Source organism: Agrobacterium sp. LAD9 (assembly GCF_003031125.1).
GTDB classification, from domain to species: Bacteria; Pseudomonadota; Alphaproteobacteria; order Rhizobiales; family Rhizobiaceae; genus Agrobacterium; species Agrobacterium radiobacter.
Genome location: NZ_PHGS01000009.1, coordinates 474,170 through 495,187, shown reverse-complemented (window position 1 = coordinate 495,187; position 21,018 = coordinate 474,170). Strand labels below are relative to the sequence as shown.

Sequence of the window (21,018 nt, the reverse complement as noted above, 5' to 3'; positions counted from 1 at the left end):
ATCGACTCTTACATCGTCTGGCCCGTTTTTTTGGACCTGGCATTTACCGACCCTTAAATGATCGTGTTTATCATTAACGATGCCCGTAAACGAAAGGTTAACGACGGCGGTTTTTTATTAACGTCGGGTAACTTTTGGGAATCATTCCGGGACAGGGGTCAACCCTTACGGAAAAACGGGCGGGTTAAACGGGCCGGTCAGGGGGGCATAGTGCCTTTTTGATCCGGGTCTCGCTATCCATGGAGTATTGCGTATGAAGTCGCGTGACAGCCTGGTTCGCCTGAAGGAATTTCAGGTCAATGAAAAACGCCGGCAGCTTAACCAGCTGCAGCAGATGATGTCCGAGTTTGAGCGGATGGCAAAGGAACTGGTGCATCAGATCTCTCTGGAAGAGAGCAAGTCGGGCATTACCGATCCAACACATTTCGCCTATCCGACCTTCGCCAAGGCCGCGCGCCAGCGGGCGGATAATCTTCAGGTCTCGATCCGGGAGCTGAAGGCCCAGCAGGAGGCCGCCGAGGCTTCGCTGGAAGAGGTGCAGGCCGAATATGAAAAGGCCGCCGCACTGGAAAACCGCGACGGAGCCATCCGCGCCCGCGCCTGACCACAGGCGCAAAAGCTGACGAATGATCGTCCTCATTGACGGCTGCCGGTGGATCAGGAGGCGGCTTTCAATGACGGGACGCCGTGCATTTTTTTAAAAGGCCGCTCCTTAAGGGCGGCCTTTTGTCTTGCGGCGTCGCCGGTGTTTCCCGCTGGGACGATCAGGCCCGATTTCGATTGTCCGGAAGTGGGGAAAGGCGTATTTTACGGGGGTTCCGACCGTGAGCCGGAGGCTTTTACGCGCACGCGCCCCGTGCAGGCGCGGGCGGCTATTGCAGGGAGGAAAAAATGGCCCGCCAATATATCGATTGCCGTGAATTCCCCAGTGACAGCAGATGCACCGTTGCCATTTCCGCCGATTCTCAAGAAGAGCTTATGGAAGCGGCCGTGCAACATGCCGTGGCGGTGCATGGCGCAGAGGATACGCTGGAATTCCGTGAAGAAGTCCGCCGGAGCATGCATGCCGGGACGCCGCCGTTGAAGGTGGCGTGATTGCTGGCACACCTGAAAATCTCTCCGCCGTCATGCCGGACTTGATCCGGCATCCAGCCGACGCGCGCCTGCGCAACGAGAAGTGTCTTTTCAGCTCAATGACTTGAGCTTGCTGGACCCCGGCTCAAGGCCGGGGTGACGGAGTGTGGATGCTCCGTTTTGGCCAAAACACCCGTAGATAGCTGCCATAACGCTCTTTATGTCTACCCTTTTACCCCTGGATCACATCCGCCCATTCGGCATGGCGCAATGTCTGGGCCTTGAAGAAGGGGCAGAGCGGAATGATCTTCCAGCCGCCCTTGCGGGCTTCGTCGATCGCATGGGCGGCGAGCGCCTGGCCGACACCCTTGCCGCGCAGCGCATCGGGCACACCGGTATGGTCGATGATGATGAGGGAAGGGGAGGTGCGCGAATAGGTCATCTCCGCCTTGTGGCCGTCGATGGTCGCCGAATATTCGCCGCGCGATCCGGTTTCGGTGGTCTTGATGTCCATGGTCTCTGCCTCCGCATTGCTGTTCGTTTTCGCCACTCTAACGGCTTGCGCCTGAATTGAAACAGCGCGATAGCGAACGCAGCGGACACAAACCGGCGACAATCACCGGCTCTGTCGGGCAGTTTTCAGGAGAAATCCGAAATCAAACCGAAAGCCCCGTCGATGATCCGGCGGGGCGTTCTGGAATTCGGTTTGGGGCGCGTTACCGCGCCGGCGCACTGTTTAGTGGCGATATTGCTGAATGCGCGTGGTGCGCAGACCGGCGAGGCCATGATCGGAGATCGAGGACTGCCAGGACAGGAATTCTTCAACGGTGAGCGTATAACGCTCGCAGGCTTCCTCGAGGCTCAGCAGTCCTCCGCGTACCGCGGCAACCACCTCCGCCTTTCTGCGAATGACCCAGCGACGGGTATTGGCAGGCGGAAGATCCGCAATCGTCAGAGGGCTGCCATCGGGGCCGATGACATATTTAACTCGTGGGCGTATCATTTCGGTCATTGGACACTCTATACAAACTCAAGACCATATGACGGGAACTCTATCCCGGTACCTTTAAAAATTGCCTAAGCAGCTCGTGACAATTTATTAAGAATTTGAACGGTTTCGCCTGATTTGTTCGAGTCGCCTTATTTTGCCGGGAAAAAATTTTTCCAAAAATCGCAATTTTTCTCTCTCATCGGTTGTTTCCGTCAGAGTGCCGCAAGCGAAAGGCACGTTTTCCCGTTGCCCTGGGTAAATTCCGCCGTTCCCTCATGCTGCAGCCGCAGGCGGTCGCCGGCATCGAGCGGAAGGATCGATGTTGCCGACTGCTGTGTGCCTGAGGTCGATGCATTTCCTGTCATGCCGAAACTGGCCGCCGCACCGTTGATGAAAAGCGTCACCCGGTGGCCGGAGGAGGAGGCCACGGCGAGCGACAATGCTGCCAGATAAAGGCCCTTTGCCGGAACGACGAGTTCACGCCCGCCGGTTCCCAAGGTTTCCCCGAGCGCAAATCCGCCCTCGGCGATGAAGAGCACGGAAAAACCCGCCGCCGAGCCAGAGGGCATGCCGGCGACGGCAAGCGGACGGTTGGGCATCGAGACCCGGCCATCGCCGCTGCACAGAAGCGCCGTGTGCCAGGAGGTGCCATCCACACTGGTCTTGATCGAAAACCCGTCATGGCCGGCAAGGCCCATTTCCGCCCGGCCGCTCCAGCCGGACTGGAACAGCAGCGTGGCGGTATCGGCCTTTGCCGCCTTGTTGATCGTCATGCGGTGGCTGCCGTCTTCCTCGGCATGGGTAAAGAGGCTGGCGGGGGAGGCGAGCGCCAGCCGGTTGGTGTCATCGGCCTCCGCGCCGATCCCCAGCCGCTCCTGCCGGCCGGTGGCCGGCAGCGGCAGGTCGCGCCAGCTCCCGTCCTGCAGCAGGCGATATTTGCTCTCGGTCGCAAACCATGCCGTCCAGCCCGGCTGCGGTACTATAAAGAGCCACGCGCCATCCTGCCGGAACGCGAGCCTGCCGCCCTTGCCGACCCAATCGCCGGTGGCGCCCGGCGTCAGCAGGAAACAATCGCCCTCGGCCGCATTCTCGGGCGGGGCGGCAACGGCAGCCTTGATGGTGAGCTGCACGATTGCATCCAGCCTTTGCAGGGCTTCGTTGTGGGTGACGTGTTTTTGGGCCTGTGAGGGCAGGATGTAAGGAAGCCGAAGTCTCGCCGTCTGTTCCGTCATGATGTGCCTTCCGCGTTGTGGTGTTTCCTTGCGGGGCATTGTGACGGGGGGACGTGGGGTGGGGATGAGTGGGGATGGATTATTTTGTTGGGCCTTGGTGGGCGCGGCTTACCCCCCTCTGCCCTGCCGGGCATCTCCCCCTCAAGGGGGGAGATCGACTCGCGGGCAGGCTTCGCCCATCTCAGCATTTGCGAATGAAGTGGTGGTAGTGCCTCCGGCTGATCTCCGCCCTTGAGGGGGAGATGCCCGGCAGGGCAGAGGGGGGGAGCCTCATACGCCGAAGCGGAGATCGATCCGCGCTTTGCAAGAGCCGAGGAAACGCCGAGCGCCTGTTACCCCGCGTGTTCCACCGCCATCGCCCCCTCGGCAATGAAGTCCGGATTGGCCAGCGCATCCTCGCCATCGCCCCTCACCGCATAGACAAGGGGCCTGCCCTCGCAATCGAGCGTCCTGCCGCCTGCGGCGCGCAGCACGGCGTCGCCGGCGGCCGTGTCCCACATCATGGTACGGCTGAAGCGGGGGTAGATATCGGCAGCGCCTTCCGCCAGCATGCAGAATTTCAGCGAGGAGCCGACGGAAATGCAGTCTTTCAGCCCGTGCTCGGCCACGAAGGCTTCCGTTTTCGCCGTGCAATGCGAGCGGCTGATCAGCGCCACGGGCGAAGCGCCGCGCTGACGCGCCCGGATGGGGTGGCGCGAAAGGATTGCGCCTTCGCCTGATATTGCGAGCTTTTCGGCGGTGTTTTCCTCACCCGTCCACGCCTGTCCACGGCAGGGGGCGTAAACGACGCCGGCCACCGGAACACCATTGCGGATGAGCGCGATATTGACGGTGAAATCGTCCTTGCCGGCAATGAATTCCTTGGTGCCGTCAAGCGGATCGACGAGAAAGAATTCCGCACCGGTTTCCGGCAGGATGCCGTTTGAGACAGCCTCTTCGGCCACCACGGGGATGTCTGGAAAATGGAGGACCAGCGCCGCAAGGATGATCACCTCGGCACGCTGGTCGGCCTCGGTCACGGGCGAACAGTCGTCCTTGTATGACACATGTGGGCCGGCGCGATGGACCGCCATGATGGCCTGCCCGGCGTCCAGCGCCGCTTTCGTCAATATGTCGATCATCTCTTTGCCAATTGTATCCCGTCTGCGGGATATCGCCGTTCCGATATTCGCTACTCCTTTGCCCGCTGCCCGTCAAATAATGGCATTGGACAATGCTAAAATAAGCATCCAACCGTCATTTTTTCAGCACTTCCTGCCAAAATCATGGCTCTTTTGACCGGGAAAGCGGCAGTCCATGTGGAAATTCCAAATTTTGTGCAGGATCGCCCGTTTTTGACTTCACATTTTTAACGAACACGATATGCATTTTGAGGGTGGGGGTCTGCCTGAAAGGCTTCCCCTATAATTAACATAACGAGGCGTGACCCATTCGAGGTCGTGCCCGGGGGAAAGACATGGAGTATTTTATCCAGCAGCTCATCAACGGGCTGACTCTTGGATCGATCTACGGCCTCATCGCTATCGGCTATACGATGGTTTACGGCATCATCGGCATGATCAACTTCGCCCATGGCGATATTTTCATGCTTGGCGGCTTCGCCGCGCTGATCGTTTTCCTGATCGTGACATCTTTTGTCGCCGGCATTCCGGTGGCGCTTCTTCTGCTTCTGATGATGGTCGTCGCCATGCTGATGACCGGCCTGTGGAACTGGGTGATCGAGCGCGTCGCCTACCGCCCGCTCAGAGGTTCGTTCCGTCTTGCACCGCTGATCACTGCCATCGGCATGTCGATCGCGCTGTCCAATTTCATCCAGGTCACCCAGGGTCCGCGCAACAAGCCGATCCCGTCCATGGTGACGGAAAGCTATCATTTCGGCGCCATTACCGTCTCGCTGAAGCAGCTGATCATCATGGTCGTCACCTCGGTGCTGCTCTTCGCCTTCTGGTATATCGTCAACAAGACCCCGCTCGGCCGGGCGCAGCGCGCCACCGAACAGGACCGCAAGATGGCCGCATTGCTCGGCGTTGATGTCGACAAGACCATCTCCATCACCTTCATCATGGGTGCGGCGCTGGCTGCGGTCGCGGGCACCATGTATCTGATGTATTATGGCGTTGCCTCGTTCAGCGACGGCTTCATTCCCGGCGTCAAGGCGTTTACCGCGGCCGTTCTCGGCGGCATCGGCTCGCTTCCGGGCGCTGTTCTTGGCGGTCTGCTGATCGGTCTCATTGAATCGCTGTGGTCGGCCTATTTCTCCATCGCCTACAAGGATGTCGCGGCATTCGGCATTCTGGCTTTCGTGCTGATCTTCAAGCCGACCGGTATTCTCGGTCGTCCGGAAGTCGAGAAGGTGTGATCCCATGACCAATATCGCTTCCGAAAACGCCGCTTCCAGCCCGAGCCTGATGGCGGCGGCTGTGAAGGAGGGCCTGATTGCGGGCCTCATCTCGTTCGGCATGTTCATTCTTTATGTCGGCATCGTCACCTATCAGGATATCAACAACCAGCTGATCTGGGGCACCCGCTGGGGGCTTCTGGCGATCTTCGTCGGCATTGCCGCTGTCGGCCGCTTTCTCGTGGTCGGCTTCATCAAGCCGTCGCTGGACCGCCGCCGGCTTGCCAAGGCGAAAAGTGGCATTCTGGAAATCTCCGAGGAAAAAGGATTTTTCCACAAGCACTTCCTGAAGCTGGCGCTCGTCCTGCTGCTGCTTTATCCGGTTATCGCCGTGCAATTGTTCGGCTTTCAGGGCTCGCTGAAATTCGTCGACAATTTCGGCATCCAGATCCTGATCTATGTGATGCTGGCCTGGGGCCTGAACATCGTCGTCGGCCTCGCCGGCCTGCTCGATCTCGGTTATGTGGCCTTTTACGCGGTCGGCGCCTATTCCTACGCGCTGCTGTCAAGCCATTTCGGCCTGTCCTTCTGGGTGCTTTTGCCGGTGGCGGGCATTCTCGCCGGCTTCTGGGGCATCATTCTCGGTTTCCCGGTTCTGCGCCTTCGCGGCGACTATCTGGCGATCGTCACGCTGGCCTTCGGTGAGATCATCCGCCTCGTGCTTTTGAACTGGACGGCCGTCACCAAGGGCACCTTCGGCATTTCCGGCATCGCCAAGGCTTCGGTCTTCGGCATCTGGTCCTTCGATGTCGCCGCGCCGAACAATTTCGCCAAGGCCTTCGGCCTGTCGATGTCGTCGGCCTATTACAAGATCTTCCTGTTCTACGTGATCCTGCTTCTGTGCATGCTGACGGCTTACGTCACCATCAAGCTGCGCCGCATGCCGATCGGCCGTGCATGGGAAGCGCTGCGCGAGGACGAAATCGCCTGCCGTTCGCTCGGCATCGACACCGTCATCACCAAGCTCACCGCCTTTGCCACGGGCGCGATGTTCGGCGGTTTCGCCGGTTCGTTCTTCGCCGCGCGGCAGGGTTTCGTTTCGCCGGAAAGCTTCGTGTTCCTGGAATCGGCCGTCATCCTCGCCATCGTCGTACTTGGCGGCATGGGCTCGCTGACAGGTATCGCCATTGCGGCGCTCGTCATGGTCGGCGGCACCGAGCTTCTGCGCGAGATGGAGTTCCTGAAGCATGTCTTCGGGCCTGACTTCACACCGGAACTTTACCGCATGCTGCTCTTCGGTCTCGCCATGGTCATCGTCATGCTGTTCAAGCCGCGCGGTTTCGTCGGCTCGCGTGAACCCACGGCCTTCCTTAAAGAACGCAAGGCCGTCTCCGGCAGCTTTACCAAGGAAGGTCACGGTTGATGGCTTCCGGAATGACGAACATGACACCAAACACCACTGGCGATACGATCCTCAAGGTCGAACACCTCTCGATGCGCTTCGGCGGCCTGATGGCCATCAACGACTTCTCCTTCGAGGCGAAGCGCGGCGAGATCACGGCGCTGATCGGCCCCAACGGTGCGGGCAAGACCACGGTCTTCAACTGCATCACCGGCTTCTACAAGCCGACGATGGGCATGATCACCATGCGCCAGCAGAGTGGCGAGGCGCATCTTCTCGAGCGCCTGCCGGATTTCGAGATCACCAAGAAGGCCAAGGTGGCGCGCACCTTCCAGAACATCCGCCTGTTTTCGGGTCTGACGGTTCTGGAAAACCTGCTGGTGGCGCAGCACAATGCGCTGATGAAGGCCTCGGGTTACACCATTCTCGGCCTTCTCGGCCTGCCCGCTTACCGGCGGGCGGTGGACGACTCGATCGAAAAGGCCAAATACTGGCTGGACAAGGCCGATCTGACCGACCGCGCCGACGATCCGGCCGGCGATCTGCCCTATGGCGCGCAGCGCCGTCTGGAAATCGCCCGCGCCATGTGCACGGGGCCGGAGCTTCTGTGCCTCGATGAGCCGGCCGCCGGTCTCAATCCGAAGGAATCGCTGGCGCTCAATGCGCTGCTGCGCGGCATCCGCGATGAAGGCACGTCGCTGCTTCTTATCGAGCACGACATGTCCGTGGTCATGCAGATTTCCGACCATGTCGTGGTTCTGGAATATGGCCAGAAGATTTCCGACGGTTCGCCGGACCATGTGAAGAACGACCCGAAGGTCATCGCCGCCTATCTGGGTGTCGAGGATGATGAAGTGGAAGACGTGATTGCGGAAGAACTCGACGGAGGAGCGGCCTGATGCCCGGTGAATCGCTTCTCAAAGTCCAGGGTGTCGAAACCTATTATGGCAATATCCGGGCTCTGGCCGGTGTTGATGTCGAGGTCAACAAGGGTGAGATCGTCAGCCTGATCGGCGCCAATGGCGCCGGCAAGTCGACGCTGATGATGACCATCTGCGGCAGCCCGCAGGCGCGCGCCGGTCAGGTGATCTTCGACGGTGAGGACATTACCCATCTGCCGACGCATCTCATCGCCCGCAAGCGCATCGCCCAGTCGCCGGAAGGCCGCCGGATTTTCCCGCGCATGACGGTGCTGGAAAACCTGCAGATGGGCGCCAATCTCGATAATCTCAAGCATTTCAAAGAGGACGTCGAGAAGATCTTCACGATGTTCCCGCGTCTGAAAGAGCGCCAGAGCCAGCGCGGCGGCACGCTTTCCGGCGGCGAGCAGCAGATGCTCTCCATCGGCCGCGCGCTGATGGCGCGGCCGAAGCTGCTGCTTCTCGACGAGCCGTCGCTCGGTCTTGCACCGCTGATCGTCAAGGGCATTTTCGAGGCGATCAAGAAACTCAACCAGGAAGAGGGGCTGACCGTCTTCCTCGTGGAGCAGAACGCCTTTGCCGCGCTGAAGCTTTCCGACCGCGCTTATGTGATGGTCAACGGCAAGGTGACGATGAGTGGTTCGGGCAGGGAACTGCTCGCCGATCCGCAGGTGCGCGCCGCCTATCTCGAAGGCGGACGGCACTGAAAGATTTTACTTGCGCCGGAAATCTTGCGGCGCAAGACTGCAAACGGCGGCCTGCCGTCCTTTCGGCCAAACCTTAAGGATCCCTGGCGGGGCGTAAACAATAAAATGCCCGGCGGGAAACGACGGGACGACAGACAAGGCAGGGCCAGGGCGTTTCCGCCCGGCACTGATGGGGAAAGAGATGCAGGGCCTTTTTTTCGAAACCGATAACGGCGTGCGTTATGTTCTGCGCGCACTGGTTGTTCTCTTGGGTTTCTGGACGGCGTGGCGCACGGGCAGATCGGTGGCCGATGGCTGGGGCGGTTATACGCGGGTGGTGATCTATACGCTCGCACTGGGGCTCGTCATGCGGTTTCTGCATTACGCGCTCTTCAACGGGCCGTTCATCAACGGCTTCTATTACGTGTTTGACGTCGTTCTTCTTCTGGTCTTTTCCAGCATCGGTTTCCGCATGCGCAGGACGAGCCAGATGGTCAATAATTACTATTGGCTCTACGACCGGACGTCGGCATTTTCCTACAAGAAGAAAGATTGACAGGCGGATTTTTCCGGCTGCACAATGCTCGTCAGAGTGGAACGGTTTCCTGTTCAGTGAAGGTGGGTACTGAACAGGTCCTTGCAATCAACCCATCCAAAGGAACTGGGAGTAAAGTAATGAAGAAGTCTCTTCTTTCCGCTGTTGCGCTGACCGCCATGGTCGCGTTTGGCGGTTCGGCCTGGGCCGATGTCGTGATCGCTGTCGGCGCACCGCTGACCGGCCCGAATGCTGCTTTTGGCGCTCAGATCCAGAAGGGTGCCGAACAGGCTGCGAAAGACATCAATGCCGCCGGCGGCATCAATGGCGAGCAGATCAAGATCGTGCTGGGCGACGACGTATCCGACCCCAAGCAGGGTATTTCGGTTGCCAACAAATTCGTTGCTGACGGCGTGAAATTCGTTGTCGGTCACTTCAACTCCGGCGTTTCCATTCCGGCCTCTGAAGTTTACGCTGAAAACGGCATTCTCGAAATCACGCCTGCCGCAACCAACCCTGTTTTCACCGAACGCGGCCTGTGGAACACTTTCCGCACCTGCGGCCGTGACGACCAGCAGGGCGGCATTGCCGGCAAGTACCTGGCCGACCACTTCAAGGACGCCAAGGTCGCCATCATTCACGACAAGACACCTTATGGTCAGGGCCTTGCCGATGAAACCAAGAAGGCTGCCAATGCCGCCGGCGTGACTGAGGTCATGTATGAAGGCGTCAACGTCGGCGACAAGGACTTCTCGGCGCTGATCTCCAAGATGAAGGAAGCCGGCGTTTCCATCATCTACTGGGGCGGCCTGCACACCGAAGCCGGTCTCATCATCCGCCAGGCGGCTGACCAGGGCCTGAAGGCGAAGCTCGTTTCGGGCGACGGTATCGTCTCGAACGAACTTGCTTCCATCGCCGGCGACGCCGTTGAAGGCACGCTCAACACCTTCGGCCCCGATCCGACGCTGCGCCCGGAAAACAAGGAGCTGGTAGAGAAGTTCAAGGCTGCTGGCTTCAACCCGGAAGCCTACACGCTCTACTCCTACGCCGCTATGCAGGCGATTGCCGGTGCGGCGAAGGCTGCCGGTTCCGTGGAGCCGGAAAAGGTTGCCGAGGCCCTGAAGTCCGGCACCTTCCCGACCGCGCTTGGCGACATCTCCTTCGACGAGAAGGGCGACCCGAAGCTTCCCGGCTACGTCATGTACGAATGGAAGAAGGGGCCGGACGGCAAGTTCACCTACATCCAGCAGGGCAGCTAAGCTCTTCTGTGACTTCCTATCGAAGCCCGGCAGCGATGCCGGGCTTTTTCTTTTTGTGGTCCGGCTTGCCATACTGGAGACAACAAGGCGGGAAACAAAGCCTCTCGGGAAAACTGCAATGAGGGGTAGCAATGACGATAAAGCGAACCGTGTCTCTATTCCTTGTTCTTGCTGGGCTGGCGGCGGTGCTGATAGGCGTGCATTTCTTCAGCAAATCCCGAACGACGCAATTATTTGGTGGCATCATCGCAAGGGTCGAAACGGAAAGGCCGGTGGTGGCGCTGACCTTCGACGATGGGCCGTCGGTGCGTTTTACGCCTGATGTCCTGACGATCCTGAGGGAGCGCGGGGTAAAAGCGACTTTCTTTTTGACCGGTAAGGAGACCGAAGAAAACCTGCCGCAGGCGCGCATGATCGTGAGCGAGGGGCATCAGCTCGGCAACCATAGCTATACGCATTCCAACATGATGTTCATGGGGCCGGCGCGGATCAGGGAGGAGATCGAGCGCACCGATGCGGCTATTCGCGCTGCGGGCTACGAAGGCGAGATCATGTTCCGGCCGCCCTATGGCAAGAAGCTGCTCACCTTGCCCTGGTATCTTTCACGGCATGACCGGAAGACCATCATGTGGGATGTCGAACCGGAATCGTTTCCCGATGTCGCCGACGATGCGGCCGCCCTCGCCAGTCACGTCATCGAGCAAACGAGAAACGGCTCGATCATCATCATGCATGTCATGTATCGAAGCCGCGAGGTATCCCGGCAGGCCTTGCCCCTGATCATAGACGGCCTTCGTCAACGCGGGTTTGAGTTTGTCACCGTTGCGCAATTGCTCTGATATCGCCGAGGCCGAACCTGTCGCTGTCAGCCAATCCGCGCCAGGATAAAGTCGGCACGTTCCTCGATGCCTGATTTTGGCAGCACGACACTATCGTAGCCAAGCGTTTCATAGTCCCGGACAAGACGTTCATACTCCTCGACCGCCGCGTCGAAACCATGCCGGCGCTCATCGTCGCCGCGATAGATTTCAGGCCAGGGCGGGGTGAGGAAAACCAGACGGTTATAGCGGTGCGTGTTTTTCAGCGTATCGATGAAGCCATCGCCGCCGACATGGCGTAGCGCAGAAGCGGCGTCGATCAGGCCGCGGTCGAAAAAGACGAGGCCTTCCGCCGGCGCCTTTTGCCGGTCTTCCAGCGCCATGGCGATCGCCCGGCGGGCGAAAGCCTCGATGTCGATCCAGGGCAGGGCGGTGCCGTTATTGCGGGTTTCTTCAATGACGATGCGGCGGCCGGGTTCTTCGACGCTGGCGAAACCGCGTCGGGCAAGTTCGGCAAGAAGGGTGGATTTGCCGCCGCCGGAGCAGCCGGAGAGGATGATGAAACGGTCCATGGGGTTTCCTGTGTTGGAGTTCAGGTGGATCGGGAGGTGATTTTTGGGAGGCGGGGGTTGAGGCTTGTTTCTTCTCCCCGAGAGGGAGAAGGTGGCCCGAAGGGTCGGATGAGGGGGCAAGCTCTCCGGATATCGCTACCCTAGCCCCCTCATCCCGCTGCCGCGGCCTTCTCCCCGGCGGGGAGAAGAAACAAGCGGCACTCGCTCGGTCAATAAATTGGTGTTCTGCGCTCACGCGGAAAATATATGTTTTTTGAACCTGGCCGCACGAAATGCAGCCGTCAGCCCTGATGCAGAATATGCGCCGCCTTGACGGCCGCCGAAGCGCGGTTTTCGACGCCGAGTTTGACGTAGATCTGTTCCAGATGTTTGTTCACGGTTCTGGCGGAAAGGCCGAGAATATCGCCGATATCGCGGTTGGATTTTCCTTTGGCGATCCATAGCAGCACTTCCGATTCCCGTGTCGTCAGGGTGAAATGTTCTTTCAGCAAATGGTCGTCCGATTTCTCGTTGGCGGCAGTCAGACGGAACAGATGTTCGTCCGGCCCCATGGCGCCGAGGAAGGAGAGTTGCAGGGCGGGACGCCCGGCCTGTGTGATTGTCAGCGGCGTGTCGCGCGCGGTATCCGCCGTCGCCCGGTTGCCCAGCCAGCCGGCAATATGGCTGACGACGATCTCCAGCCCGTCATCGCGGCCGGTGGCGGCGTTGACCAGCCGGGTTGCCTGCGGGGTCGACCAGTGGATCGCGCCGTTGGCGCGCACGGCAAGCAGGTGCCGCCCGGCAGCATCCAGCGCCACGCGGGCGCTCTGGGCCGAGCGGGCATTGGTAAGGTGAACACGGATACGGGCGCGCAGCTCATCGATGTTGATCGGCTTGGTCAGATAATCGACACCGCCGGATTCGAGCGCTCGCACCACATGTTCGGTCTCCGTCAGCCCGGTCATGAAGATGACAGGCACCTGCGCCACGGCGGCATTGGCTTTCAGGCGGCGGCAGGTTTCGAAACCGTCCATAGCAGGCATGACGGCATCGAGCAGGATGATATCGGGCGTGATGCGTTCGGCGATGTTGAGTGCGGCCTGACCCGAGGTGGCGATCAGCGCTGAAAAGCCTGACTGTTCCAGCGCATCGGTCAAGAAACCAAGCGCCTCCGGGCTGTCATCCACCAGCAATACGATGTCTCTCGGCAGTGCTGCGCCTGGCCCGCTCATGCCTTGCCGTCTCCCCTGTCGCTATCTGAAAACCGCTTGAGAAAATGCGCGTAACCGGCCAGATCGAAAGCCTGCACATAGGTGCCGAGCTCTTGCGTGAAAGGCAGGTTATCCGTGTTGCGGGCAAGATCGGCGAGTTTCGCCTCTATGCCGCGTATGTAACCTATTTCGCCGAGCCGTTGCAAATCTTGAATATGGATCGCGCCCGGATGGACGATCTGCGCCGGGGGCGGAGGTGCGGGTGCCGGCGGCAGGTCCGTATCGTAAATCCATTTCAGACCGAGATGCACGGCGAGCCTGTCGCACAGATGGCGGATATCGACCGGTTTGGCGATGGCGTCGTTGTGGTTATCTTCGCCCGCACCCGCAACGGTTCCGTCACCGATATTGGCCGAGAGCATGATGAGCGGGGCGATCTGGCCGGCTTCGCGCAGTTTCGTCACGAGCTGCCAGCCGGTCATGCCGGGCATAGAGATATCGATGAGGAAAAGGTCGGGCTTCACACCTTCGATCAGCGTCAGGCATTCCGGTCCGCTCTGGGCGGTCAGCACTACGAAATCCAGCGGCGAGAGCACCTGCCGCATCAGCTCACGATGGTCTTCGTTGTCATCAACCACGACGATGGTGCGGCGTGGGCCGGAATAGGAGCGGATGGTCTTTTCCGGCGCAGGCGCGGTGCTTGGCCGGTGCACGGCGGAGAGCATCAAGCGGACGCGGAAGGTGGAGCCTTGATCCTTCTCGCTCGAAACGGAAATCTCACCGCCCAGCGTATTGGTCAGAAGCCTTGTGATTGTCAGCCCCAGGCCGAGGCCCGGCATGGGGCGCACGCTTTCGGCCTCGCCACGCTGGAAAGGCTCGTAGATGCGGGCAAGGTCTTTTTCGGCAATACCGCGCCCGGTATCCGACACCGTGAAGCTCGCCACCTGGCTGCGATAGGCGACATCGAAGGTGACGCTGCCCTCATCGGTGAACTTGATGGCGTTGGAGAGCAGGTTGACGAGAATCTGGCGCAGACGCTTTTCATCCGTGCGCACATATTGCGGCAGGGAATGGGCGCGTTCATGCCGGAATTCCAGACCCTTGGCCTGCGCCTGCGGGCGGAACATATCGACGATCTGGTCGAGGAAATCCTGAATGTTGATCTCGTTGGAATAGACCTGCAGGCGGCCGGCCTCGATCTTGGAAATATCGAGAAGCCCGTCGATCAGGCCCGACAGATGGTCGGCGGAACGGCGGATGACCTTGATGGCCGATTGGCGCGGCGCGGGAATGGTCTCGTCGCGTTCCAAGATCTGGGCGTAGCCTAACACGGCATTGAGCGGCGTGCGCAATTCGTGGCTGAGGCCGACCACGTAACGGCTCTTGGCCCGGTTGGCGGCCTCAGCCGTTTCCTTGGCGTCCTGAAGGGCGGCGTCGGTTTTCTTGTGGGCGGCGATTTCCTTCAAGAGCAGCGTGTTCTGGCGCGAGGATTCCTCTTCCGCCACCACCCGGCTGTCATGGGCAAGAACGAGGAACCAGCAGACGATCCCGGCGATGACGGCAAAGACGAAAAACACGATGAGGATGGTGCGGTTCACCACGTCAGCCGTTGTCGGCGAGGCGGTGCCGACCTGATGGGCGATGAGCGCCAATATGCCGCCGATGGCGGTGACGGCAATCGCCGCCGCCATGCCGTAACGCCCCAGACGGGTGGCGAGCTTTGCCACCAGTTGCCTCGGCAGGAAGGTCTTTGCGACCGTCGCGACCTGATAGTTGAGCTTGGCCTTCGGCTTGCACATGTCATGGCAGCGGCTGTCCAGCGAGCAGCAGAGCGAACAGATCGGTGCCGCATAGGCCGGGCACCACGCCATGTCCTCCGGTTCGAACGGGTGTTCGCAGATCGAGCAGGTGATGGCGCTCAGCTCGCGCCATTTCTGGCGCGGTTTGCGGGCCAGATAGAACTTGCCCTTGGTGCCCCAGGCGATCAGCGGCGAGGCGATGAAGGCGACGATCAGCGTTAGATAGGGCGCAAGCGAGGCGGCGAGCGCGCCGAAGGTGCCGAAATGCGCCATCAGCGCAATGGTGGCCGAAAGCGCCATGGAGCCGACGCCGACCGGATTGATATCGTAGAGATGGGCGCGCTTGAACTCGATGCCGGGCGGGGCGAGGCCAAGTGGCTTGTTGATGAAAAGATCGGCCGAGATGGTGCAGAGCCAGGCCATGGCGATGATGGAGAAGATGCCGAGCGTTTCTTCCAGCAGGCGGTAGATGCCGAGTTCCATCAACAGCAGCGCGATCGCCACGTTGAAGACCAGCCAGACGACGCGGCCGGGATGGCTGTGGGTGAGGCGGGAGAAGAAGTTGGACCAGGCGAGTGAACCCGCATAGGCGTTCATGACGTTGATCTTCAGCTGCGACACGACCACGAAGGCGACCATCAACAGCATGGCGGCCGTCTCGTTGGGGATCATGTAACCGAAGGCGGTCAGATACATCTGCGCCGGATCGGCGGCACGATCCACCGAGACGCCGGAGCTGAAGGTCAAGACCACGAGGAAGGAGCCGGCCAGCAGCTTCGGCACGCCAACGACGACCCAGCCGGCCCCGGCCAGAAAGACCGCGATGCGGTGGCGAAGGCGGCTCTGGCCTTCGGCGGGCAGAAAGCGCAGGAAATCCACCTGTTCGCCGATCTGCGACATCAGAGCGAGAATGACGGCGGACGCCGCGCCGAATTCCACCAGATTGAAGGGGGCAAGTGTGCCCGGCGGGCCGGAGGCATGACGAATGCCGGAAAAGGCTCTCCAGAGATCGTATTTTTCCCAATCCATCAGGGCGATGAAGATGAAGGGCAGCACGTTCAGCACGATCCAGAAGGGCTGGGTGATGATCTGGAAACGGCTGATGAGGCGCACACCGTGGGTGACGAGTGGAATGACCATGACGGCGGAGATGATGTAGCCGATCCACAGGGGAATGCCGAGCGCCAGTTCCAGCGCGCCGGACATGATCGACGCCTCGATGGCGAAGAGCATGAAGGTGAAGGCGGCGTAGATCAGCGAGGTGATGGTGGAGCCGATGTAACCGAAGCTTGCGCCGCGCGTTAGAAGATCGATATCGACGCCGTGGCGGATGGCGTAACGGCTGATCGGCAGGCCGACGGCGAGCATGGCGATGGCGGCGACGATGATGGCATAGAAGGCGTTGGTGGTGCCGTAGGACAGCGTGATGGCGCCGCCGATGGCTTCCAGCGCCAGAAACGAAATCGCGCCGATGGCGGTGTGGGAAATGCGGTTGGACGAAAACTGCCGGGCGCTTTTGGCGGTGAAGCGCAGCGCATAATCTTCCAGCGTCTGGTTGGCGACCCAGCGGTTATATTCGCGCCTGACGGGGATGATGCGTTGCCGTGCGGCCATGCTTACGATCCAGCCCCTTTCCGCAACGGATGTTCCGTCATGCCTCCCGCCGCCAGAGGCCCGGTTTTGCCGGAACAATGTGGCCGCGGGTGGGGGAGGCGTCTCACAGTCGCACCGACATGCCGCCATCCACCGTCAGCACATGGCCGTTGACGAAGGAGGCAGCGTCGCTGGCCAGAAACAGGGCCGCACCGGCGATTTCATCCGGCCTGCCCCAGCGCTCCAGCGGCACACGCAACTTGGCGAAGGCGACCATCTCAGGGTTTTCGGCAAGAGCGGCATTGGTTTCCGTGGCGAACATGCCCGGCGCAATGGCGTTGCTGGTGATGCCGCGCGCGCCATATTCCACGGCGATGGCGCGCATCAGCCCGGTCAGGCCCTGTTTGGCGACGGGGTAGATCGCATCACCCGGCCGGACGATGTGGCCGAGAATGGAGGTGATGGTGATGATGCGGCCGTAACCATTGGCATTCATGGCTTGCGCAGCATCCCGCGACAGCGAGACGGAGGAGGTGAGGTCGGTGCGGATCAGCTCCAGCACGTCGTCGTCGCTGAATTCGGCAAGCGGGCGGCGGTCACGCGCGCCGACATTGTTGACGAGAATATCGAGATGGCCGAATTCGTCCATGATGCGGCGGACAAGTGCGCTTCCGGCGGCCGTATCGGCGATGTCGAAGGCCGCGTAGTCGGCTTTTCCGCCGGCGTTGCGAAGGGTGTCTGCCGCCTCTTCCAGCGTCTCGGCATTGCGGCCGGTCAGCCACACATGGGCGCCAGCCTCGGCAAAAGCCTTGGCGATTTCGAAACCGAGACCACGGCCACTGCCGGTAATGACGGCAATGCGGTTTTCGAGAGAGAATTTGCGGAGAATGCCCATCGCTCACTTTCTTGCTTTAGAGCATCGGACCGAAAGCTGTGTCGCGGTTTTCGGAAAATCCGATGCAGTTGCTCGAAGCCACGCAACATTTCTGAATTTGCGCATAAGAAAGTCTATGTCGCGCACGGTGATGGCGAAAGGTCACCGGTCCGGCCGTTCGGTGGACACAAAAATGGCGTCGCCCGGCTCGGGGCGACGCCATGTCTTGGATTATCAGGCAGCAGCCGACTTTGCGAGCGGCACTTCTGCGATCGTCTTCAGAACGACGGAAGCGATCTGGTAGGGGCAGCCCTGCGAGTTCGGACGACGGTCTTCGAGGTAACCACGGTAACCGTTGTTGACGAAGGAATGCGGAACGCGGATCGAGGCGCCACGGTCGGCAACGCCGTAGGAGAACTTGTTCCACGGAGCGGTTTCGTGCTTGCCGGTCAGGCGCAGATGGTTGTCCGGACCGTAAACGTCGATGTGCTCCTGCCAGTTCTTGGCGAAAGCGGCCATGAGGGCTTCGAAATATTCCTTGCCGCCAACTTCACGCAGGAACTTGGTGGAGAAGTTGCAATGCATGCCCGAACCGTTCCAGTCGGTGTCGCCGAGCGGCTTGCAATGGAACTCGACGTCGATGCCGTACTGTTCGCAAAGGCGAACCAGCAGGTAACGGGCGATCCAGATCTGGTCGGCGGCGCGCTTGGAGCCCTTGCCGAATACCTGGAATTCCCACTGGCCCTTGGCCACTTCGGCGTTGATGCCTTCGTGGTTGATGCCGGCTTCGAGGCAGAGGTCGAGATGCTCTTCAACGATTTCGCGGGCAACCGAACCGACGTTCTTGAAGCCGACGCCGGTATAATACGGACCCTGCGGAGCCGGGTAGCCCTGCTCGGGGAAGCCGAGCGGACGGCCGTCCTGGTAGAAGAAATATTCCTGCTCGAAACCGAACCATGCGTCTTCGTCGTCGAGGATGGTCGCGCGGCTGTTCGATGCATGCGGGGTGACGCCGTCAGGCATCATGACTTCGCACATGACGAGTACGCCGTTGGTGCGGGCCGGATCGGGATAGATCGCAACGGGCTTCAGCACGCAATCCGACGAGTGGCCTTCGGCCTGCTGGGTGGACGAGCCATCAAAACCCCAAAGCGGCAGCTGCTCGAGCGTCGGGAATTCGTCGAATTCCTTGACCTGTGTCTTGCCGCGCAGGTTAGGGACCGGCTTGTATCCGTCCAGCCAGATGTACTCGAGTTTGAACTTAGTCATTACGAACCTCTCATAGGTAACAATGCGAAGCCTTGAGGCCTCCCGTGGCTTTGACCACCGGAAGCGCATTCGCGTTCAAGGGCTGACGGGTTAGATGCATGCCGCGTGCCAGATTGGCGATATCGGGCGAATTCTTCGAAAAATCTTTCAGGGGCCCTGTCATGCAGGGGCTGCGGTATCACCTCGGTCCGCTTCTGCTGCACTGCGGCAAGCAAATTCACCCCTCATGTTTCATCATTGAATCCTGATAGATAGCCGACGTCTTGCGGGGAAATGCCCTGCTGCGGTGCAATGATTTCAATTGCGCGCGAGGGATCGGCATTTGCCCCAAAAACCGGCGCTTTCGGAATGGTTTTTCTTGTAGATGAGGCGATTAATGCCTATATTTTTCGCAACGTGATTTTTTTTTAATCAAACGGAGCGAATCCGGCGCTTGCGGGTTTGCTCCATACAAAAAGTGCTTCGATGCAAACAAAGTGAGATGATCGAAATGGCAACTGGCATTCATCGCGAGACGGCAACGATCTATCAATTCCCGGTCGGCGGGCGCGCGGGTCTTTCGAAGTTCCGCAGCAGCGGCCTGAACGACCTTGAGCGCCAGGCGCAGGAACCGCATATCGACTTCGGTTCCTGGTATCACGATGATGCGATCCGCGACGAAGAGCGGAACGACAAGCCGCATTCCTGATCTGGCTTCTTGTGAAGTTTTACCGATTGCGGTGGGCCTAGCCACGTTTGCGTCTTCAACTCTTCAGGCCCACTCTGCGTCATCCTCGGGCTTGACCCGAGGATCCACGATGGGAGCGCCTATGGATCCTCGCCTCAAGGGCGAGGATGACGTCGAATAGGCGGGACGGTCGAACATAAAAGCCGGCGGATGTTTAGACCGAGCTTTCTCCCAAATCTCCTTCCCTGCATCTTTCGCCACCCCGCCTACGTCAATTGACGTATACGGTTTCGCGTCCGCGAGATCGATAGTCCCTCCCAGCAGCGGCCGCAGATGCCGCTGAGCCTCGACGAGAGGCCAACAAGGAGAGGGGTTCTTCCGATGATGTTCCGCAAGACGCTTAGTGCCGCGCTGCTTGGCGCGATCCTGTCCACCACCGCCTTCCACGGCGCGTTTGCAGCTGATGACACGATCAAGGTCGGCGTGCTGCATTCGCTTTCCGGTACCATGGCGATTTCAGAGACGACGCTGAAGGACGCCATGCTGATGCTCATCGACGAGCAGAACAAGAAGGGCGGCGTTCTCGGCAAGAAGCTCGAAGCCGTCGTGGTCGATCCGGCCTCCGACTGGCCGCTGTTTGCCGAAAAAGCCCGCCAGCTGATTTCGCAGGACAAGGTCGCCGCCGTTTTCGGCTGCTGGACGTCTTCCTCGCGCAAATCAGTGCTGCCGGTTTTCGAGGAACTGAATTCGATCCTGTTCTACCCGGTTCAGTACGAGGGTGAAGAATCCTCGCGCAACATCTTCTATACGGGTGCGGCACCGAACCAGCAGGCCATTCCGGCCGTCGATTATCTCGCCAGCACCGAAGGTGTGGAGCGCTGGGTTCTGGCCGGCACGGACTATGTCTACCCGCAGACCACCAACAAGATCCTGAAGGCCTACCTGATGTCGAAGGGCGTCAAGGAAGAGGACATCATGATCAACTACACGCCGTTCGGTCATTCCGACTGGCAGACGATCGTCTCCGACATCAAGAAGTTCGGCTCGGCCGGCAAGAAGACCGCCGTGGTCTCCACCATCAACGGCGACGCAAACGTGCCCTTCTACAAAGAACTGGCGAACCAGGGCATCAAGGCGGAAGACATTCCGGTCGTCGCCTTCTCTGTTGGCGAAGAAGAGCTTGCCGGTCTCGATACCGCACCGCTCGTCGGCCACCTTGCCGCCTGGAACTACTTCCAGTCTGTCGATGCTCCGGTCAATGCCGAGTTCATCAAGACCTGGCATGCGTTTACGAAAAACGACAAGCGCGTGACCAACGACCCGATGGAAGCTGCCTATATCGGCTTCAACGCCTGGGTAAAGGCCGTGGAATCCGCCGGTACGACCGATACGGACAAGGTTCTGGACTCGATCATCGGCGTTTCGGTGCCGAACCTTTCGGGCGGTTACTCCACCGTCATGCCGAACCATCACATCACCAAGCCGGTGCTGATCGGCGAAATCCAGGCCGATGGGCAGTTTGAGATCGTGCAGCAGACACCGCAGGTGGTGGGTGATGAATGGTCGGATTACCTGCCGGACTCGAAGGATCTGATCTCGGATTGGAGGAAGCCGATGTCTTGCGGCAACTTCAATGTGGCCAGTGGCAAGTGCGGCGGCAAGGGTAGCTGATAGCGACGGTTGGTTGCCGCCCCCTTTGTTGGGGGGCGGTGACTCTAATAGTTAAAAACTGAACAAGCATGCCCCCCTCTGCCCTGCCGGGCATCTCCCCCACAGGTGGGGAGATCGACTCGCGGCAA

The 21,018-nt window shown here is 60.0% G+C and carries 20 protein-coding genes; 11 read left to right on the top strand and 9 right to left on the bottom strand.

What is annotated here, in order from left to right; all coding sequences use genetic code 11:
* Window positions 1-253 precede the first annotated feature (253 nt).
* Entirely contained in the window at window positions 254-604 is a 351-nt protein-coding gene (locus tag DA915_RS12170; protein WP_003491821.1) for a flagellar export protein FliJ, read from the top strand.
* A gap of 287 nt (window positions 605-891) precedes the next feature.
* Window positions 892-1,095, top strand: coding sequence for a DUF1059 domain-containing protein (locus DA915_RS12165; protein ID WP_004430026.1), 204 nt, complete (start codon window positions 892-894; stop codon window positions 1,093-1,095).
* A gap of 211 nt (window positions 1,096-1,306) precedes the next feature.
* On the opposite strand, the gene DA915_RS12160 is transcribed toward DA915_RS12165, so the two are convergent.
* The 4 genes from DA915_RS12160 to cysQ all read right to left on the bottom strand — a co-directional run bounded on the left by DA915_RS12160 (window position 1,307) and on the right by cysQ (window position 4,418).
* Window positions 1,307-1,588: a GNAT family N-acetyltransferase gene (locus tag DA915_RS12160; RefSeq protein ID WP_020812199.1), complete on the bottom strand. Its 282-nt coding sequence runs from the start codon at window positions 1,586-1,588 to the stop codon at window positions 1,307-1,309.
* Window positions 1,589-1,810: 222 nt separating this feature from the next.
* Entirely contained in the window at window positions 1,811-2,086 is a 276-nt protein-coding gene (locus DA915_RS12155) for a DUF1153 domain-containing protein (RefSeq protein WP_004430042.1), read from the bottom strand.
* A gap of 191 nt (window positions 2,087-2,277) precedes the next feature.
* Window positions 2,278-3,297: a DUF2793 domain-containing protein gene (locus DA915_RS12150; RefSeq protein ID WP_107675909.1), complete on the bottom strand. Its 1,020-nt coding sequence runs from the start codon at window positions 3,295-3,297 to the stop codon at window positions 2,278-2,280.
* Window positions 3,298-3,629: 332 nt separating this feature from the next.
* Window positions 3,630-4,418, bottom strand: a complete 789-nt coding sequence (gene cysQ, locus DA915_RS12140; RefSeq protein WP_107675907.1) for a 3'(2'),5'-bisphosphate nucleotidase CysQ — start codon at window positions 4,416-4,418, stop codon at window positions 3,630-3,632.
* 335 nt (window positions 4,419-4,753) lie between these two features.
* Between cysQ and DA915_RS12135 the strand changes: the two genes are divergently transcribed.
* The 7 genes from DA915_RS12135 (at window position 4,754) to DA915_RS12105 (ending at window position 11,276) form a co-directional block, all read left to right on the top strand.
* Complete coding sequence (locus DA915_RS12135; RefSeq protein ID WP_004430050.1) at window positions 4,754-5,656, top strand: branched-chain amino acid ABC transporter permease; 903 nt, start codon at window positions 4,754-4,756, stop codon at window positions 5,654-5,656.
* Between the two features lie 4 nt (window positions 5,657-5,660).
* Entirely contained in the window at window positions 5,661-7,058 is a 1,398-nt protein-coding gene (gene livM / locus DA915_RS12130; protein ID WP_107675906.1) for a high-affinity branched-chain amino acid ABC transporter permease LivM, read from the top strand.
* Window positions 7,058-7,936 (top strand): ABC transporter ATP-binding protein, encoded by an 879-nt coding sequence (locus tag DA915_RS12125; protein WP_004430053.1) that lies wholly within the window; start codon window positions 7,058-7,060, stop codon window positions 7,934-7,936. The genes livM and DA915_RS12125 overlap by 1 nt, the downstream gene beginning before the upstream one ends.
* Window positions 7,936-8,664, top strand: coding sequence for an ABC transporter ATP-binding protein (locus DA915_RS12120; protein ID WP_004430059.1), 729 nt, complete (start codon window positions 7,936-7,938; stop codon window positions 8,662-8,664). The genes DA915_RS12125 and DA915_RS12120 overlap by 1 nt, the downstream gene beginning before the upstream one ends.
* Window positions 8,665-8,845: 181 nt before the next feature.
* The gene (locus DA915_RS12115; protein ID WP_004430061.1) at window positions 8,846-9,199 is read left to right on the top strand and encodes a DUF6867 family protein; all 354 of its coding nucleotides are present in this window, start codon (window positions 8,846-8,848) and stop codon (window positions 9,197-9,199) included.
* A gap of 119 nt (window positions 9,200-9,318) precedes the next feature.
* Complete coding sequence (locus tag DA915_RS12110; protein WP_004430064.1) at window positions 9,319-10,437, top strand: branched-chain amino acid ABC transporter substrate-binding protein; 1,119 nt, start codon at window positions 9,319-9,321, stop codon at window positions 10,435-10,437.
* A gap of 131 nt (window positions 10,438-10,568) precedes the next feature.
* Window positions 10,569-11,276, top strand: a complete 708-nt coding sequence (locus DA915_RS12105) for a polysaccharide deacetylase family protein (RefSeq protein ID WP_004430067.1) — start codon at window positions 10,569-10,571, stop codon at window positions 11,274-11,276.
* Between the two features lie 26 nt (window positions 11,277-11,302).
* On the opposite strand, the gene DA915_RS12100 is transcribed toward DA915_RS12105, so the two are convergent.
* The 5 genes from DA915_RS12100 to DA915_RS12080 all read right to left on the bottom strand — a co-directional run bounded on the left by DA915_RS12100 (window position 11,303) and on the right by DA915_RS12080 (window position 18,552).
* Window positions 11,303-11,827 (bottom strand): AAA family ATPase, encoded by a 525-nt coding sequence (locus tag DA915_RS12100; protein ID WP_107675905.1) that lies wholly within the window; start codon window positions 11,825-11,827, stop codon window positions 11,303-11,305.
* Window positions 11,828-12,108: 281 nt separating this feature from the next.
* The gene (locus DA915_RS12095; RefSeq protein ID WP_107675904.1) at window positions 12,109-13,038 is read right to left on the bottom strand and encodes a response regulator; all 930 of its coding nucleotides are present in this window, start codon (window positions 13,036-13,038) and stop codon (window positions 12,109-12,111) included.
* Window positions 13,035-16,430: an ATP-binding protein gene (locus tag DA915_RS12090; RefSeq protein WP_107675903.1), complete on the bottom strand. Its 3,396-nt coding sequence runs from the start codon at window positions 16,428-16,430 to the stop codon at window positions 13,035-13,037. The genes DA915_RS12095 and DA915_RS12090 overlap by 4 nt, the downstream gene beginning before the upstream one ends.
* 103 nt (window positions 16,431-16,533) lie before the next feature.
* On the bottom strand, window positions 16,534-17,304 hold the full coding sequence (locus DA915_RS12085) for an SDR family oxidoreductase (protein ID WP_080866400.1): 771 nt from the start codon (window positions 17,302-17,304) through the stop codon (window positions 16,534-16,536).
* A 213-nt stretch (window positions 17,305-17,517) separates the two neighbouring features.
* Window positions 17,518-18,552, bottom strand: a complete 1,035-nt coding sequence (locus tag DA915_RS12080) for a glutamine synthetase beta-grasp domain-containing protein (protein WP_045017676.1) — start codon at window positions 18,550-18,552, stop codon at window positions 17,518-17,520.
* A 481-nt stretch (window positions 18,553-19,033) separates the two neighbouring features.
* Here DA915_RS12080 and DA915_RS12075 point away from each other — a divergent pair, with 481 nt between their 5' ends.
* Together DA915_RS12075 and urtA are read left to right on the top strand one after the other, a co-directional pair.
* The gene (locus DA915_RS12075) at window positions 19,034-19,240 is read left to right on the top strand and encodes a DUF2735 domain-containing protein (RefSeq protein WP_003510163.1); all 207 of its coding nucleotides are present in this window, start codon (window positions 19,034-19,036) and stop codon (window positions 19,238-19,240) included.
* Between the two features lie 360 nt (window positions 19,241-19,600).
* Complete coding sequence (gene urtA, locus DA915_RS12070) at window positions 19,601-20,890, top strand: urea ABC transporter substrate-binding protein (RefSeq protein ID WP_003510158.1); 1,290 nt, start codon at window positions 19,601-19,603, stop codon at window positions 20,888-20,890.
* Window positions 20,891-21,018 lie beyond the last annotated feature (128 nt).

Bases quoted from the DNA above. Each gene is read 5' to 3' on its own strand.
- DA915_RS12105 (WP_004430067.1), top strand. From the start codon at position 10,569: ATGACGATAAAGCGAACCGTGTCTCTATTCCTTGTTCTTGCTGGGCTG.
- DA915_RS12080 (WP_045017676.1), bottom strand. From the start codon at position 18,552: ATGACTAAGTTCAAACTCGAGTACATCTGGCTGGACGGATACAAGCCG.
- DA915_RS12095 (WP_107675904.1), bottom strand. From the start codon at position 13,038: ATGAGCGGGCCAGGCGCAGCACTGCCGAGAGACATCGTATTGCTGGTG.
- DA915_RS12160 (WP_020812199.1), bottom strand. From the start codon at position 1,588: ATGGACATCAAGACCACCGAAACCGGATCGCGCGGCGAATATTCGGCG.
- DA915_RS12135 (WP_004430050.1), top strand. From the start codon at position 4,754: ATGGAGTATTTTATCCAGCAGCTCATCAACGGGCTGACTCTTGGATCG.
- urtA (WP_003510158.1), top strand. From the start codon at position 19,601: ATGATGTTCCGCAAGACGCTTAGTGCCGCGCTGCTTGGCGCGATCCTG.
- livM (WP_107675906.1), top strand. From the start codon at position 5,661: ATGACCAATATCGCTTCCGAAAACGCCGCTTCCAGCCCGAGCCTGATG.
- DA915_RS12125 (WP_004430053.1), top strand. From the start codon at position 7,058: ATGGCTTCCGGAATGACGAACATGACACCAAACACCACTGGCGATACG.
- DA915_RS12100 (WP_107675905.1), bottom strand. From the start codon at position 11,827: ATGGACCGTTTCATCATCCTCTCCGGCTGCTCCGGCGGCGGCAAATCC.
- DA915_RS12155 (WP_004430042.1), bottom strand. From the start codon at position 2,086: ATGACCGAAATGATACGCCCACGAGTTAAATATGTCATCGGCCCCGAT.
- cysQ (WP_107675907.1), bottom strand. From the start codon at position 4,418: ATGATCGACATATTGACGAAAGCGGCGCTGGACGCCGGGCAGGCCATC.
- DA915_RS12165 (WP_004430026.1), top strand. From the start codon at position 892: ATGGCCCGCCAATATATCGATTGCCGTGAATTCCCCAGTGACAGCAGA.
- DA915_RS12170 (WP_003491821.1), top strand. From the start codon at position 254: ATGAAGTCGCGTGACAGCCTGGTTCGCCTGAAGGAATTTCAGGTCAAT.
- DA915_RS12115 (WP_004430061.1), top strand. From the start codon at position 8,846: ATGCAGGGCCTTTTTTTCGAAACCGATAACGGCGTGCGTTATGTTCTG.
- DA915_RS12090 (WP_107675903.1), bottom strand. From the start codon at position 16,430: ATGGCCGCACGGCAACGCATCATCCCCGTCAGGCGCGAATATAACCGC.
- DA915_RS12085 (WP_080866400.1), bottom strand. From the start codon at position 17,304: ATGGGCATTCTCCGCAAATTCTCTCTCGAAAACCGCATTGCCGTCATT.
- DA915_RS12110 (WP_004430064.1), top strand. From the start codon at position 9,319: ATGAAGAAGTCTCTTCTTTCCGCTGTTGCGCTGACCGCCATGGTCGCG.
- DA915_RS12075 (WP_003510163.1), top strand. From the start codon at position 19,034: ATGATCGAAATGGCAACTGGCATTCATCGCGAGACGGCAACGATCTAT.
- DA915_RS12150 (WP_107675909.1), bottom strand. From the start codon at position 3,297: ATGACGGAACAGACGGCGAGACTTCGGCTTCCTTACATCCTGCCCTCA.
- DA915_RS12120 (WP_004430059.1), top strand. From the start codon at position 7,936: ATGCCCGGTGAATCGCTTCTCAAAGTCCAGGGTGTCGAAACCTATTAT.